Source organism: Achromobacter aegrifaciens (genome assembly GCF_902859965.1).
Taxonomy (GTDB): Bacteria; Pseudomonadota; Gammaproteobacteria; order Burkholderiales; family Burkholderiaceae_B; genus Achromobacter; species Achromobacter aegrifaciens.
In genome coordinates this window covers 947381-962669 of record NZ_CADIKO010000003.1, presented here as the reverse complement: position 1 = coordinate 962669, position 15289 = coordinate 947381, and the positions used below count along the sequence as shown (strand labels likewise).

The following is a 15289-nucleotide window of genomic DNA, read 5'->3' as shown; positions in this document are numbered from 1 at the left end:
CTTGCGGGCACGCAAAAGGCGACGGCGCGAAGCCATGAAAACCATTGATTTTACCAGATAAACTGGAAAAACGCCTGATTCGTCGCGGGCTTACGTTTATGCGGGACATATCCCGCGCAGCGGCGCGTCCGGCGCGCCGCCCGCAGGCCTTCAGCGACCCTGACGACCGCGCCCGCCCATCACGCCCAGACGGGATTCGTGCGCCGAAGCGCCGCGCGGCTGCCAGTCATCGCCGCGCGGGGACGACGAGGCATTACGGGGTGCGCGCGGCTTGCCGCCAGCGTTCGGCCCCTTATTGCCGCCGGCGCCGCCCGACTTGTTACCGCTACGGCCGCCACCGGCGCCTGCCGGCTTGCCGCCGCGACCGCTATTGCCACGCGCACCGGCAGGCTTGCCGCCAGCCGAGCGACGACCGCCAGCCGGCGCTTCCGCGACATTGCCGCCGCCAGCCTCGACCGACACGGCATTGCCAGGCTGGCCGCCCGCCGCAGCCGCGCGCGGACCGCGCGGCTTGCCGCCGGACTTGCCACCAGGCTTGCCCCCGCCCTGCTTGCCGCCGGCCTTGCCGCCCGCCCCCGCTGCGGAACGGCCGCCGCCAGGCTTGCCGCCCTTGCGGTTGCCCCCAGCGCCCTCTCCCGACAGGGGATGGCCGTTGGCATAACCACCGGCAATCATCAGGCCCGTGCCAAAAGGATCCGACGGACACGCGGCCGCCTGGCCTGCGCTGCCCAAGCGGCCGCCTTGCAGCTTGCCGCGGCGGCCGATGCGCGCGCCGTTCATGCCGTTGCGGTCCATGGTGCCGAAACCCGGGGGCAGCGCGCTGTCATGCGACTGCGGCTGCTTGGAGCGGCGACGGTTGCCGCCGGATTCATCGTCGTCGCGCACCAGGCCCAACTGGACCATCAAGGCCGTGACCAGGGAAGAATCCAGTTCTTCCCAGCGGCCGCGGCGCAGCGTACGCGGCAGGACCACGTCGCCGAAACGGGTGCGGATCAGCCGGCTGACCGTGACGCCCACGGCCTCGAACATGCGGCGGACTTCGCGGTTGCGGCCTTCCTGCAGGGTGACGCGGTACCAGCGGTTGCTGCCGTCGCCGCCCAGGTAGTCCAGGGCGCCGAAGGCAGCCATGCCGTCGTCCAGCTCGATGCCGTCGACCAGCGATTGGCGCTGAGCCTCGTCCATTTCTCCCAGCACACGCACCGCGTACTCGCGTTCCGTGCCGTAGCGCGGATGCATGATGCGGTTGGCCATGTCGCCGGAGGTCGTGAAGATCAACAGGCCTTCCGTGTTCAGATCCAGACGGCCGACCGACAGCCACTTGCCCGTGCGCAGCTTCGGCAGGCGGGCAAAAACGCTTGCGCGGCCGCCCGGGTCGTCATGGCTGACGATCTCGCCAGCGGGCTTGTGATACAGGATCACGCGCGGCGGCTTTTTCGTATTGACGCGCATGATGGGCTTGCCGTTGACGCGCACCTGGTCATTGGGCGCCACGCGCTGGCCGATATGGGCCGGCTCGCCGTTGACCGACACGCGGCCCGCAACGATCAGTTCTTCCATTTCGCGGCGCGAACCGATGCCGGCGTCCGCCAGCACCTTGTGCAGCTTGGGCATGACCGAATCGCTGTTCAGGTACTTGCCCAGACGCTGCTCCATGCGGTCAGCGGTTTCCAGGTACGACAACGCCTGCTCGGCTTCCTGCTCGGTGCCGCGCGACTCCTGCGGCTCGGCCTGAGGGGCGGCAGCCGCCGCGGGCTGCGCTTCGCCGGCCGGCGCCTGCTCGGCGGCGGTATCGCCGCGGCGACGGCGGAACGGCGTTCTCAGCTTGCGGCCCCTGCCGCGGGCTCCCGTCTCGCCTTCAGCCGCCGGCTCACGCGCGGCGGATTCCGGCTGGCCATTGGAAGCGGCATCATCCGAACGGGGATTGTCGTCCTGCATTGCTGTATTCGTTGTCACTGGGACAGCTCCGAATTTCAAACTTGGGTGGGCCTGCCTGCGGCAGGCTCGTCATCATCTGGGGACGCCGGCTGTCGGTCGGCCTCGGGCCGCTCGACGCCTGCCTCGTCCGATTCCGGAGAGGCGGCATCCGGGCCAGGCCGAACAGGATCGGCAAGACCGGAAGCGGGCTCATGCCCGGCGGCGTCAGGCGCCGCGGTATCGGTCTCGTCAATCGGGTCGGTCGGTTCCGCGTGTTTTGCGTTCTCGACGCTTTCCTTTGCAGCGCCGGCTTCTGGGGCATCGGCGGCCATATCGGAAATGTCGTTGTCAGCCGCATCGTCGGGAAAACCGGACGTGGCTGACGTATTGGACAAGCCTTCGGCTTGCTCCCGGACGGTGGATTCGTCGGCGGGATCCGCGCCTTCTTCTGTGCGCGAAAGCATGGATTCTACGCTATCGACGGGAGCGATGGGTACATCCTGTTCCGAAACAGACAATTCCGCAACCGGAATACTGACTTCGGACGCCTCACCCTCGCCTGCCGTAGCCGCAGGTTCGCCGCCAGGACGAGCCTCGGCTTCGCCGCCAACCTCGCCCTCGGCGCTCGCCTCACCCTCGACGCCCTCCGCAGCCTCGGCAACCGCTTGACCGGCAGCGTCGGCGTCCTCGGTGGACGCATCCTCGGCGGCGGGCGCTTCGCCGCCCAGCACCTGCTGCACTTCACCCAGATCCAGCCCGGCGAGCGCGGCCGCGGCCTGCGCGGATTCCAGCGCCGGCAATTCGTCCAGGGCGCGCAGGCCCAGGTCATCGAGAAACTGGCGCGTCGTGCCGAACAGCGCCGGACGGCCCGGCGCGTCGCGGTGGCCGATGACCTCGATCCAACCGCGGTCCTCCAGCGCCTTCACGATCTGCGAAGACACGGTGACGCCGCGGATATCCTCGATGTCGCCCCGCGTCACCGGCTGGCGCCAGGCCACGATGGCCAGCGTTTCCATCACGGCGCGCGAATACTTGGGCGGCTTTTCCGGATTGAGGCGCTCAAGGTAGCGCTGCATGCGCGGACGGCTCTGAAAGCGCCATCCGGTGGCCAACTGCACCAGCTCCAGCCCGCCATCGGCCCAATTGGCCTGCAACGTTTCCAGAAGCGTGCGCAATGCGCTGTTGTCGAATTGTTCATCGTCCCCGAATAGCTTGCGCATATCGGACAGTTGCATCGGCTGCGCCGCGCAAAGCAGCGCGGTTTCCAACACGAGTATTGCCTCGCTATCGTTCATCGACATTCAAATTCAAAAAGGGCTAACTTGCGCTAGGTTGAAAATAAGGCTACTATTCATTTCTCAGACGCGGGGTGGAGCAGTCTGGCAGCTCGTCGGGCTCATAACCCGAAGGTCGTAGGTTCAAATCCTGCCCCCGCAACCAAATTGATTCAGGCCTGGCGATTTCGCCGGGCCTTTTTCATTTGCGGCGCCGGAAAAAATCCGCAGATCCAGCAAACCCGGCCGCACCGACGTGCGCAGCACGGCAGCACAGGCACCCGCCGCCGCACCGGCAGCCTCGGCGGCTCGCCAGCAACAGACTGCATGGGTTTGCGTAGTTCTCACTGGATTCCTGTGTTTACCGCCATGCGCCCCGGATAGAGATACCCCGGACATGTGCCGAAACGACCGCGCCAATCGGGATTGAGCGGGATGCCTGCCGCGCCCCGCGCAGCAAACACTCAAGCAAATTCTGGAAAAGCCGGCACAAATCGCCAGCCAGCCCGCGGAGCACGCCGGCAACCCGGCGCCGCCTTCCCGCGGCAATCGATATCAAGGACCTGAATCATCAAGGTTCGGGCGCCACGGACAGACCGCCACAACCCACAAACCCGATACGTTTCCCCTGGCGCACGCGAAAAACCAGTTCCGCAATGCCCGCGGCCCACATAAGCCGCAACCACGATTCTTGGATGTTTTCTAACCAGACAAGGCCGGCATCCGCCCGCCGCGTCCAACATATTCAAGCAGTTGTTTCATTATACCGCCATATACCCCACCCTCAAGCCCGCACAGCGCCTTGCGCGGCGCAAAAACTACGGAGCAGGCTTGTCCCACGGCGTGGATTCCAGGCGGTCCACCAGAAAATCCAGCATGGACCTCAAGATCAGAGGCATCTGGCGGCGCGAGACATAAACACCATAAATACCCAGCTCCTGCGGCTTGCTTTGCGTCAGGATGGCCCGCAGGCGGCCCGATGCGATGTAGTCCGCGGCATAGTAGGTCGGCAGCATCGCAATACCCGCGCCCTCCAGCGCCGCGCGCGACAACACCGACACCTCGTTCGCGCTGATATTGCCACTGACCGGCACATCCACCGGCTCGCCGTCGCGCTCGAAGCGCCACAGGCTCTTGCCGAAATACGAATGAGTCAGACAGTTGCGCAAGGACAGGTCCTCGATGCGCGCCGGCACGCCTTCGCGCTGCAGGTACTCGGGCGAGGCGCACACCACCGAACGGCAGACCGCCAGCTTGCGGGCGATCAGGTTGGGATCCAGGTCATTGGTGATACGCACCGCCAGATCCACGCGCTCTTCCACCAGATTGACGGCGCGGTCGACCAGCATCAGGTCAACCGAGGTGCCCGGATGCAGCTTGACGTAGTCGGTAATGGCGCTGGCCAGATGGCGGGAGCCAAACGACATGCTGGTGGTAATGCGCAGCAGCCCGCGGGGCGTGTCGTCCGGGGTCGATACCGCATTGCGCAGGTCTCCCACCATGTCCAGCATCTGGCGGCAGCGCGGCAGCGTTTCGGCGCCTGCCGGCGTCAGGCTCAGGCGCCGCGTCGTGCGGTGCAGCAGGCGCACCCCCACCCACTGCTCCATTTCCGCGAGATAGCGCGACACCATGGCGCGCGACATGTCCAGATGGATCGCCGCCGCCGACAGGCTGCCCCTGTCAGCGACTTCCACGAATACCTGCATGGCTTTCAAACGATCCATGATTGTCTCGATTCTTGCACCAGACCGCTCCGGTTATACCGTATTTCGGCGCAACATCGACACCATAATCGAGACGGCCACCCGCAAGCCCTGACCAGACCAGACGCTCAGACGCAGACGATCAAGGAGCCGGCTGCCCGAGCGCAACGCCCAAGGCGGCACGAACCTCATTGACATCCAACCCCCGCAGGATGCAGACCAGCCGTGACGCCCGCCCCTCGTCCGGCCACTGCTCCAGCTGATTGATCGGATAGAGCTCGCCATGCACGCCATGCACCTCGCACGGCAGCGCCTCACCCTCAAAGCACACCAGCCCCTTCATGCGCAGCAAGCCCTGCCCAAAGCGTTCCAGAACCCGCGACATGCCAGCAAGAAACGCCGCCCGCCCGACAGGAGCAGCCAATACCAGCGAGAAACTGCCCACATCTCCATGAGCGGCGGCTCTCGACTGCGCGAAGGGCCGCAACCAATTCGCAAGGGTCACGCCATCGCGCCTGGCCCGCAGGTCGAGACCCGCGCGCAGCGGATCCGCAAGCGGCGCATCAGGCCATTGCACGCAGCGCTGCGCCCCCGGATTAATGGCGGCGACGGCCTGATCCAGAAGATCCAGACTCGCGGCGTCCGCCAGGTCCGGCTTGCTGAACACCACGACATCCGCCAGGGCCAGTTGCCGCGGGGCTTCGGGCTGCCGCTCCAATTGGTCCAACCCATTACGGGCGTCCGCCAGGACGATCGCGCCCCGGTACGCATAGCGCTCGGCGAGGAAGCGGTCGTGTTTGAGGGTGAACAGGATGGGCGCGGGATCGGCCAATCCGCTGGTTTCGATGACCACGCGACGAAAGGGCTTGATCTTGCGGCTGAGCGCCAACATGAATAATTCGCGCAAAGCGTCGACTACCGCGCCGCTGACGACGCAACACAGGCAGCCGCCCTCAACCAGGACAATGTTGTCGCGGGCCTGGCGCACCAGGTGATGGTCCACACCGATCTCACCGTACTCATTGACGATGACGACAGCGTCAGCGTATGCCGGATCCCTCAGCAGGCGATTGAGCAGCGACGTCTTGCCGCTACCCAGGAAGCCGGAAATCACCGTCACGCCTATGCGTTTGTCGTCCATACCCGATCTTCCATGCTCGCCGCCCTGATGGAGAAAACCAAAAGGGCCATTCACTTGCGTGAATGGCCCTGAATTCTTTGGCTCCCCGAGCTGGGCTCGAACCAGCGACCTGCGGATTAACAGTCCGTCGCTCTACCGACTGAGCTATCGGGGAACTGCTAAGAAACGAGATTATGAACTAAAAATTTGAAGTGTGCAAATCGCTGATTTTTTCGCCGGTTTGGCCTGCTTGGTTTCCCATCGCAAAAAAACTCTGATATGATCTCGGTCTTTCCAGATCGGACCCCATAAACAGGGTGACGGACCGGAAAAAACGAAGATGTTTTGCTTGCGGCTCTTACAGGAGCGGAGCAAATGGTCTTGCCGGCATAGCTCAGTTGGTAGAGCAGCGCATTCGTAATGCGAAGGTCGTAGGTTCGACTCCTATTGCCGGCACCAGATTCCAAAAAGCAGCCCGCTCGGGCTGCTTTTTTCATTTCCGCGCCGGTTCGCGCGCCGAACCCTTACCCGGGAACTCCCGTCCGCCGCCACGCGTCCAATCTGCTGGACCATCCTGGCGGACACGACCATGCGCATCCTTCTAGTCGAAGATGACCTCATGATAGGCGAGAGCGTGCTGGACTGCCTGCGCGCCGAACACTACGCCGTAGACTGGGTCAAGGACGGCAATGCCGCGGAGCTCGCGCTGCGCACCGATACGTACGACCTCATACTTCTGGATCTGGGGCTGCCCAAGCGCGACGGCCTGTCGCTCCTACGCGACCTGCGCACGCGCAAGGACCGCACGCCGGTGCTGATAGCCACCGCCCGCGATGCCGTGAGCGACCGGATCGCGGGACTGGACGCCGGCGCCGACGACTATGTGGTCAAACCCTACGACGTGGATGAATTGCTGGCCCGCATGCGCGCCCTGATCCGCCGCAGCGCAGGCCGCGCGGAACCGGTGTTCGAGCATGAGGGCATCACCATCGATCCCCAGTCGCACGCCGCCATGGTGGACGGCGCTCCGGTCACGCTGACCGCGCGCGAATGGGCGGTGCTCGAACCGCTGATCGCTCGCCCGGGCATGATTTTTTCGCGCGCCCAGCTGGAAGAAAAGCTGTACAGCTGGAAAGACGGCATCAGCAGCAACGCTGTTGAGGTTTATATTCATGGCCTGCGCAAGAAGCTGGGTCCGAACCTGATCCAGAACGTCAGAGGCGTCGGCTATGTCATCCCCAAAACATGAGCATTCCGCTTAGCTACTCACTGAGAGCCAGGCTGCTTTTCTTCCTGTTGGCCGCCATCGTGGTCGGCGCGCTGGTGCAAGGCGCCATCGCTTACCGCAGCACTTTGGCGCAGGCCGACGATATCTTCGACTCGCTGCTGCAGCGCACCGCCCTGTCGCTGGGCACCGGCGACGGACTGCTCAGCACAGGTCCGGCGCACGCGCGCGGCGCGGGTTCGCCCGTGGCGGACGACCTGATCATCCAGATCTGGACGCCCGACGGCGTGCGCGTCTTCAATTCCCGATCCCGCCGGCCGCTCCCGGACCAGATCATCCTCGGCTTCTCCGACGCGAAGATGGAGGGCAGCACCTACCGCGTATATTCGCTGGCCACGCCCTTCCAGGTCATCCAGGTGGCGCAGGACATGACCGTGCGCACCAGCATGGCGCGCGCGCTGGCGCTGCGCACCATCGCCCCCATCGCCGCCGCCGCTCCCCTGCTCATGCTGATCGTCTGGTGCGTGGTCAGCTGGTCGCTACGGCCTGTGAAGCGGGCGCGCGCCCAGGTTGCGGCGCGCCAGCCGGAAGATCTGTCGCCCGTCAGCGTGGAGGGCCTGCCCGATGAGATCCGGCCGCTGGTGCTGGAACTGAACCTGCTGCTGGAGCGCATGCGCGGCGCCTTCGCGCAGCAAAAGCAGTTCGTCGGCGATGCGGCGCACGAACTGCGTTCGCCCCTGACTGCGCTACGCCTGCAATTGCAGGCCCTGCAACGCGCGGGCGACACGGATGCGCGCCGGCTGGCCGAACAGCGGCTGGCAGCCGGCATCGACCGCGCGACACGCCTGGTCGAACAGCTGCTATCCATGGCGCGCCATGAAAGCGCGGCCGGACAGGCACCCGCCGAAACCGTGGACCTGGCCGACGTGCTGCGCCAGGCGCTCTCTGAAATGCTGCCCCAGGCCAACGCGAAATCGATCAGCATCGACCTGGACGGCGCGCCGCAAGCATCGGTGCAGGGACATCGCGACGCGCTGACGCTGCTGGCACGCAACCTGCTGGACAACGCAATCAAGTACACGCCCGCCGGCAAGCGCGTCCACCTCCATCTGGAACAGGCTTCCGGCGAGGCGACCCTGCTGATCGACGACGAGGGCCCCGGCATTGCGCCGGACGAGCGCGAGCGCGTGTTCGACCGTTTCTACCGCGTCGAAGGCAATTCGCAGCACGGCAGCGGCCTGGGGCTGGCGATCGCGCGCAGCATCGCCGACCAGCACGGCGCCACCATAGAACTGCAGGACACGCCGGTGGGCGCAGGCCTGCGCGTGAAGGTGGTTTTTCCGACTTAAGACTCGCCTAAGTGTCAGGCCCGAAGATAGCGCCATGTCCTTCAACATGAACGCAGGAGCCGACATGAAGACCACCCAAATGAAACCCTCGCGCCTGGTGCTGGCGCTGCTGGCAGCCGGCGCCATAGGCGGCGCGGGCGCAACCGCCTTCACCGGCGGCGTTTCGATGGCGGCCACCGCGCCGGCCATCGCTTCCTCCTTCCAGGCGCCGGGCACGTCCAGCCCGCCCAACTTTGCGCAGATCACGCGCGACTTCGGTCCGGCCGTGGTGAACATCAGCGTCAGCGGCACGCGCAAGGTGTCCGCCGACGAAGGCGATCCGTTCGCCCAATTCTTCGGCCAGATTCCCGGCGCGCGCGGCCAGCGGCCCGCGCGTGAAGTGCCCATGCGCGGCGAAGGCTCCGGCTTCATCGTCAGCGCCGACGGCATCATCCTGACCAATGCGCACGTGGTGCAGGACGCCAAGGAAGTCACGGTCAAGCTGACCGACCGCCGCGAATACAAGGCCCGCGTGCTGGGCTCGGATCCGCAGACCGACGTGGCCGTCCTCAAGATCGACGCCAAGAACCTGCCGGTGGTGAAGGTGGGTGACGTCAACCAGCTGCAGGTGGGCGAATGGGTGCTGGCCATCGGCTCGCCCTACGGCCTGGAGAACACGGCCACCGCCGGCATCGTCAGCGCCAAGGGCCGGTCGCTGCCCGACGACACCTCGGTGCCCTTCATCCAGACGGACGTGGCGGTCAACCCCGGCAACTCGGGCGGCCCGCTGTTCAACGACCGCGGCGAAGTCGTGGGCATCAATTCGCAGATCTACAGCCGCACCGGCGGATTCCAGGGCCTGTCGTTCTCGATCCCGATCGATGTGGCCTACAAGATCAAGGACCAGATCCTCGAACACGGCAAGGTGCAGCACGCCAGGCTGGGCGTGACGGTGCAGGAAGTGAACCAGGACCTGGCCAACTCCTTCAAGCTGGATACCCCCTCGGGCGCGCTGGTTTCCAGCGTGGAGAAAGGCAGCGCCGCCGACAAGGCCGGCCTGCAGCCTGGCGACGTGGTGCGCAAGATCGACGGCAAGACCATCGTGTCCTCGGGCGACCTGGCCTCCACCATCACGCTGGCGACTCCGGGCGAAAAGATCAAGCTGGACGTCTGGCGCAACGGCTCGCAGAAGGAGCTGGTCGCCACCCTGGGCGGCGTGCCCAAGGACAAGACGCAGGCCTCGGCTGGCGACCAGGAGGTTCAGCGCGGCCAACTCGGCCTGGCACTGCGTCCGCTGAGCCCGCAGGAGCAGCAGGCGGCTGGCGCCGAGGGGCTGCTGATCGAACGCTCGATCGGACCGGCCGCCAAGGCCGGGATCGAACCGGGAGATGTGCTGCTGTCGCTGAACGGCGTACCGGTGCGCAACGTCGCTCAGGTGAAGGACGCGCTGTCCAAGGCGGGCAAGACGGTCGCCCTGCTGGTACAACGCGGCGAAGACAAGATCTTCGTGCCGGTGCAGATCGGCTGAGCCGGTCTGCACCCGGATAGGCGCTACTCCGCGTCGGGCTGCTTGCCCGGCGCGGCCGCGTCGAACGCCGGCAATGCACGGCAGGCGGCATCGATGCGCACGACGTTGGGCATGGCCGACAGGTCGCAGTCGAAACGCTGGGCGTTCGCCACCTGAGGCACCAGGCACAGATCGGCAATGGTGGGCGTATCGCCGTGGCAGAAGAGGCCGGTGGCGGAAGAACCGGCCAATTGCGCCTCCAGGGCTTCCAGGCCCTGATGCACCCAGTGCTTGTACCAGGCGGTCTTGGCCGCCTCGTCCACGCCCAGGGTGTGCTTCAGGTACTTCAGCACGCGCAGGTTGTTCAGGGGATGCGTGTCGCAGGCGATACCCAGCGCCAGGTCGCGCACCCGCGCGCGGCCTACCGCGTCCGCCGGCAGCAACGGCACTTCAGGATGCGTTTCTTCCAGGTATTCGATGATGGCCAGCGATTGGCCGATGACGGCGTCGCCATCGACCAGCGTGGGCACCAGCGCGGTCGGATTCACCTTGCGATAATCTGCCGACAGTTGCTGGCCGCCGTCCTTCAGCAGATGCACGGGCAGGTATTCGTAGGGCAAGCCCTTCAGGTTGAGGGCGATGCGCACGCGGTACGCGGCCGAGCTGCGAAAGTAGCTGTACAACTGCATGAAGTCTCCTTGATTTTCTGTTGCGGCGCCGCGCATGCGCGCGGCGCCCGCCTGCTTATTCCAGCGATTCCGTCTGCGCCGACTTGCGGGACAGGCCCTTGGGCAGCGGGAACGCCACATTCTCTTCCAGGCCGGGCATGGTGCGTACCGACACCGCGCCCAATTCCTTGACCCGATCGATCACCTGCTGCACCAGGATCTCCGGCGCGGAAGCGCCCGCGGTCACGCCGATGCGCTTGCGGCCCACCAGCCAGGCCGGATCGATCGATTGCGCACCGTCGATCAGATAGGACGCGACGCCCTTGCGCTCGGCCACTTCGCGCAGCCGGTTGGAGTTGGAACTGTTGGGACTGCCCACCACCAGCACCAGGTCGCAATCCGGCGCCATCACCTTGACCGCGTCCTGGCGGTTCTGGGTGGCGTAGCAGATATCGCTTTTCTTGGGCTCGGCGATGTTGGGAAAGCGTTCTTTCAACGCCCGCGACACGGCCGCCGCGTCGTCCACCGACAGGGTGGTCTGCGTGACGTAGGCCAGGTTCTCGGGATCGGTGACCTGCAGGCCGGCGACGTCCTCGACGGTCTCGACCAGGTACATGCCGCCCTGGGCCTGGCCCAGCGTGCCCTCGACCTCGGGATGGCCCTTGTGGCCGATCATGATGATCTCGCGGCCGGCCGCGCGCATGCGGGCCACCTCGATGTGGACCTTGGTGACCAGCGGGCAGGTGGCGTCGAACACGCGCAGCCCACGGGCGTCGGCCTCGGCCCGCACCGCCTTGGACACGCCGTGCGCCGAGAACACCACGATGGCGCCGGCGGGCGCGTCGTCCAGTTCATCGATGAAGATGGCGCCCTTGGCGCGCAGGTCTTCCACCACGTAGCGGTTATGGACGATTTCGTGGCGCACATAGATGGGCGCGCCATGCAATTCAAGCGCGCGCTCGACGATGTCGATGGCGCGATCCACACCGGCACAGAAGCCGCGCGGCTGCGCCAGCAGGACTTCGGCGTCGGTGGCGGTGACAACCTGGCTCATCAGAGGACTCCCAAGAGCGCCACGTCGACCCGCAAGCTGATGCCCGCGAGCGGGTGGTTGAAATCGAACAGGGCCGATTCGTCGTTGATTTCCTTCAGGACGCCCGAATAGCGGCCGCCGTTGGGCGCGGTGAATTCCACCAGGTCGCCGGGTTCGAAGGTGGCGTCGGCGCCCGCATGCTCGGCCAGCATGGCGCGCGTGACGCGCTGGATCAGTTCGGGGTTGCGTTCGCCGTAGGCGTCGGCGGGTTCGACCGTGACGCTGAAGCGCTCGCCTTCGGCGCGGCCGACCAGCGCCGCTTCCAGGCCAGGCGCCCATTGGCCGCTGCCCATCTGCAGCGTGCCGGGACGGCCATCGAAGGTGTCGGCGAACACGGAATCCTTGCCCGGGCCCGAGGCCAGCGTGATGCGATAGTGCAGCGTCAGGTAGGAATCCGGACGGACCAAAACGTTCACTTCATTAGAGGCGATGCTCAAGATCTGCCACCGTATATGCAATTGAGTAAACCTTGATTTTAGAGCCTCTTATGAAATTGTCCGACCGGCTGCCCAAACACGAGCGCCCCAGGGAGCGGTTGCTGCGCCACGGCGCCGCTGCGCTCCAGGACTCGGAACTGCTCGCCATCGCCCTGCGCACCGGTATTCCCGGCCTGGACGTGGTTGAATTGGGCAGCCGGCTCCTGACCCGATTTGGCGGCCTGCGAGGCCTGCTGGGCGCGACGCCCGAGGAACTGACCGCGGTTCCCGGCCTGGGGGTTTCCAAGGCGTGCATGCTGGCCGCCCTGCTGGAACTGGCCCGCCGCGCCATCGAGGAAGACCTGGCCCGCAACAGCAATCTGGATCACCCGCTGCCGGTAAAACAATATTGCAAGATGGCGCTGGGGCACCGGCAGGTGGAACACTGCATTGCGCTCTACCTGGACAACCGCCTGCGCCTGATCGCCACGGGCGAGCTGGCGCGCGGCACCCTGTCGCAGGCATCGGTCTATCCCCGCGAGGTCGTGCGCGAAGCCCTGCGCCATCACGCGGCCGCCCTGATCATCGCCCACAACCATCCGTCCGGCCTGGCCGAGCCCAGCGCCGCGGACCGCATATTCACCCAGCACCTGAAGCAGGCGCTCGCGCTGGTGGACATCCGGCTGGTGGACCACCTGATCGTGGCTGCCGGCACGGTCGTGTCCATGGCCGAACTCGGCGGCCTGTAGGCTGCGGCCCGCGCCGGAATTCGTTAGACTAGCGCCCGCAATTGCTTTAGGCTTAACGCATCTCTCGATCCCCCCGCCTGACATGAAACGCTTGTGGGACATTTCCCCGCCCGTGTCCACCGCATCGCCAGTCTTTCCTGGCGACACGCCGTACCGCCAGCAATGGAAATGGTCGCTTGCGCCCGGCTGTCCGGTGAATGTCAGCGAAATCACCATGTCGCCGCATATCGGCGCGCACGCTGACGCTCCCCTGCACTACCAGAACGGCGCCGCAGCCATCGGGGCCGTATCACTGGAACCATTCCTGGGTCCCTGTCGCGTCATCCACGCCATCGATTGCGGCCCCCTCATCACGGTGGACCACCTGGCCCATGCGGCCCTGAACCTGCCGCCGCGCGTGCTGGTCCGCACCGCCAAGCATGCCGCGCAGGACTGGTGGACCGACGATTTCTCCGCCTACGCGCCCCAGACCATCGAATGGCTGGCCGAACGCGGCGTCATGCTGATCGGCCTGGATACGGCCAGCATCGACCCCGCGTCCAGCAAGACCCTGGACAGCCACCACACGATCTTGCGGCACGACATGCGGGTACTGGAGAACCTGGTGCTCGACGATGTGCCGGAAGGCGATTACGAGTTGATCGCACTGCCGTTGGCGCTGGTCCAGGCCGATGCCAGCCCGGTTCGCGCCGTCCTGCGCGAACTGTAGGCTGGTCCGCTGGCCATGGCGGCCGATCCGAAGTCGGCCGCCGGTTCTGGAAGCACGACCATGAAAGACCATTCCGATTTGCATGCGGCGCTTGCCTGCGCCCGCCCCCACGCGCCCTCGTGGCGCGCCCTGCCCGCCTCGGCGCGCCGCGCCGCCCCGCCCTGCAAGGGAGGCCGCGCATGAGCCACTCCGAACGCCCCGAAGACATCGTCCGCCAGGAAAAAGCGCAGCTGGATTTCACGCGCGACATGACCTATGGCGATTACCTGCATCTGGACGAACTGCTGGGCGCGCAGCATCCGCTGTCGCCCGAGCACAACGAGATGCTCTTCATCATCCAGCACCAGACCAGCGAACTCTGGATGAAGCTGATGCTGCACGAACTGCGCGCCGCCATCGCCAATGTGGCAGCCGACCGCTTGCAGCCCGCCTTCAAGATGCTGGCCCGCGTCAGCAAGATCATGGAACAGCTGGTCCATGCCTGGGACGTGCTGGCGACCATGACGCCGCCCGAGTATTCGGCGCTGCGTCCCTATCTGGCGCGTTCCAGCGGATTCCAGAGTTATCAGTACCGCCAGGTCGAATTCCTGCTCGGCAACAAGAACGCGGCCATGCTAAAGCCGCATGCGCACCGCGAGGACCTGCTGGCCCAGGTGCGCAGCGCCTACGAAGCCCCGTCGCTGTACGACGAGGCGCTGCGGCTGCTGGCGCGCCACGGCCTGGACGTGCCGGCCGATCACCTCGAACGCGACTGGACCCAACCCTACCAATCGTCGGCTGGCGTGGAAGCTGCCTGGCTGACGGTCTACCGCCAGCCCGACCGCTACTGGGACCTGTACCAGTTGGGAGAAAAGCTGACCGACCTGGAAGACGCGTTCCGCCTGTGGCGCTTCCGCCACGTCACGACGGTCGAACGGGTCATCGGCTTCAAGCGCGGCACCGGGGGCACGTCGGGCGTGGACTACCTGCGGCGCATGCTGGAAGTGGTGCTGTTCCCCGAGATCTGGAAGCTGCGCACGGATCTTTAAGCGCCGAATTTATCTGGCCCCAATTTTTGGCCAAGGGGCGCCCCTGAGCGGGGCCTCCTTTCCTCTTGGCCTGGCCAAAATTCCCATGCTAGAATTTGGGGTTACTTTTTGGATACGTGGCTGGAACAGTCAACGAGTATCCGGCCGCTGGGCAAACCCGATCCGCATATCGGCGGGTTCGCCAGGCAGGCGGGACACCGGACACCCGGCTGGCGACCCTAACAACTTGCAAGGCTCGACAGAGCCCTAGGAAAGCACCATGAAAGAAGGCATTCACCCCGAATACCGCGAAGTCGTCTTCGCCGACCTGCAAACGGGCAACAAGTTCATCACCCGTTCGACCGTCCAGACGCGCGAAAGCATCGAACTGGATGGCAAGACGTACCCGCTCTTCAAGTGCGACGTGACCTCCGAATCGCATCCGTTCTACACGGGCGCCCAGACGCGCATCGTCGAAACCGGCCGCGTGGAAAAGTTCCGCGCCCGCTTCGCCCGCACCGCAGGCACGGTCAAGTCCGCTTCCTGATCTGTCGCTCCCCCGGGAGCCGCAGCGAA

14 protein-coding genes and 3 tRNA genes are annotated in these 15289 nt (G+C 65.6%); 9 read left to right on the top strand and 8 right to left on the bottom strand.

Going from position 1 to position 15289, the window contains the following annotated elements; translation table 11 throughout:
• Window positions 1-150: 150 nt before the first annotated feature.
• Window positions 151-1935 (bottom strand): pseudouridine synthase, encoded by a 1785-nt coding sequence (locus HV793_RS23425; RefSeq protein ID WP_054450989.1) that lies wholly within the window; start codon window positions 1933-1935, stop codon window positions 151-153.
• Between the two features lie 35 nt (window positions 1936-1970).
• Entirely contained in the window at window positions 1971-3209 is a 1239-nt protein-coding gene (gene scpB, locus HV793_RS23420) for an SMC-Scp complex subunit ScpB (protein ID WP_374762709.1), read from the bottom strand.
• 68 nt (window positions 3210-3277) lie between these two features.
• Between scpB and HV793_RS23415 the strand changes: the two genes are divergently transcribed.
• Window positions 3278-3354, top strand: a tRNA-Met gene (locus tag HV793_RS23415).
• Between the two features lie 652 nt (window positions 3355-4006).
• Here HV793_RS23415 and HV793_RS23410 read toward each other — a convergent pair.
• From HV793_RS23410 to HV793_RS23400, 3 genes are all read right to left on the bottom strand, one after another.
• On the bottom strand, window positions 4007-4912 hold the full coding sequence (locus HV793_RS23410) for a LysR family transcriptional regulator (RefSeq protein WP_119450881.1): 906 nt from the start codon (window positions 4910-4912) through the stop codon (window positions 4007-4009).
• 121 nt (window positions 4913-5033) lie between these two features.
• Window positions 5034-6032, bottom strand: coding sequence for a CobW family GTP-binding protein (locus HV793_RS23405; RefSeq protein WP_175214001.1), 999 nt, complete (start codon window positions 6030-6032; stop codon window positions 5034-5036).
• Window positions 6033-6110: 78 nt separating this feature from the next.
• A tRNA-Asn gene (locus HV793_RS23400) sits at window positions 6111-6186 on the bottom strand.
• Window positions 6187-6394: 208 nt separating this feature from the next.
• On the opposite strand from HV793_RS23400, the gene HV793_RS23395 reads away from it, so the two are divergent.
• The 4 genes from HV793_RS23395 (at window position 6395) to HV793_RS23380 (ending at window position 10092) form a co-directional block, all read left to right on the top strand.
• Window positions 6395-6470 (top strand) — tRNA-Thr (locus tag HV793_RS23395).
• 130 nt (window positions 6471-6600) lie between these two features.
• On the top strand, window positions 6601-7260 hold the full coding sequence (locus HV793_RS23390) for a response regulator (RefSeq protein ID WP_054450985.1): 660 nt from the start codon (window positions 6601-6603) through the stop codon (window positions 7258-7260).
• The gene (locus HV793_RS23385) at window positions 7257-8585 is read left to right on the top strand and encodes an ATP-binding protein (RefSeq protein WP_175214000.1); all 1329 of its coding nucleotides are present in this window, start codon (window positions 7257-7259) and stop codon (window positions 8583-8585) included. Before HV793_RS23390 ends, HV793_RS23385 begins: the two co-directional genes overlap by 4 nt.
• Window positions 8586-8649: 64 nt before the next feature.
• Entirely contained in the window at window positions 8650-10092 is a 1443-nt protein-coding gene (locus HV793_RS23380; protein ID WP_054450983.1) for a DegQ family serine endoprotease, read from the top strand.
• Between the two features lie 23 nt (window positions 10093-10115).
• On the opposite strand, the gene maiA is transcribed toward HV793_RS23380, so the two are convergent.
• The 3 genes from maiA to HV793_RS23365 are packed head-to-tail and all read right to left on the bottom strand — an operon-like array spanning window position 10116 to window position 12269.
• Entirely contained in the window at window positions 10116-10760 is a 645-nt protein-coding gene (maiA, locus tag HV793_RS23375; RefSeq protein WP_054450982.1) for a maleylacetoacetate isomerase, read from the bottom strand.
• A gap of 55 nt (window positions 10761-10815) precedes the next feature.
• Window positions 10816-11793: a 4-hydroxy-3-methylbut-2-enyl diphosphate reductase gene (gene ispH / locus HV793_RS23370; protein WP_119450884.1), complete on the bottom strand. Its 978-nt coding sequence runs from the start codon at window positions 11791-11793 to the stop codon at window positions 10816-10818.
• Window positions 11793-12269 carry an FKBP-type peptidyl-prolyl cis-trans isomerase gene (locus tag HV793_RS23365; RefSeq protein WP_119450885.1) on the bottom strand — a complete coding sequence of 159 codons (477 nt, stop codon included), beginning with the start codon at window positions 12267-12269 and terminating at the stop codon, window positions 11793-11795. The genes ispH and HV793_RS23365 overlap by 1 nt, the downstream gene beginning before the upstream one ends.
• Window positions 12270-12319: 50 nt before the next feature.
• Here HV793_RS23365 and radC point away from each other — a divergent pair, with 50 nt between their 5' ends.
• From radC to HV793_RS23345, 4 genes are all read left to right on the top strand, one after another.
• Complete coding sequence (gene radC, locus HV793_RS23360) at window positions 12320-12997, top strand: RadC family protein (RefSeq protein WP_054450979.1); 678 nt, start codon at window positions 12320-12322, stop codon at window positions 12995-12997.
• A gap of 82 nt (window positions 12998-13079) precedes the next feature.
• The gene (gene kynB, locus HV793_RS23355; protein ID WP_054450978.1) at window positions 13080-13706 is read left to right on the top strand and encodes an arylformamidase; all 627 of its coding nucleotides are present in this window, start codon (window positions 13080-13082) and stop codon (window positions 13704-13706) included.
• A 179-nt stretch (window positions 13707-13885) separates the two neighbouring features.
• Window positions 13886-14734 carry a tryptophan 2,3-dioxygenase gene (gene kynA, locus HV793_RS23350; protein ID WP_054450977.1) on the top strand — a complete coding sequence of 283 codons (849 nt, stop codon included), beginning with the start codon at window positions 13886-13888 and terminating at the stop codon, window positions 14732-14734.
• Window positions 14735-14993: 259 nt separating this feature from the next.
• Complete coding sequence (locus tag HV793_RS23345) at window positions 14994-15260, top strand: type B 50S ribosomal protein L31 (RefSeq protein ID WP_054450976.1); 267 nt, start codon at window positions 14994-14996, stop codon at window positions 15258-15260.
• Window positions 15261-15289: the final 29 nt, after the last annotated feature.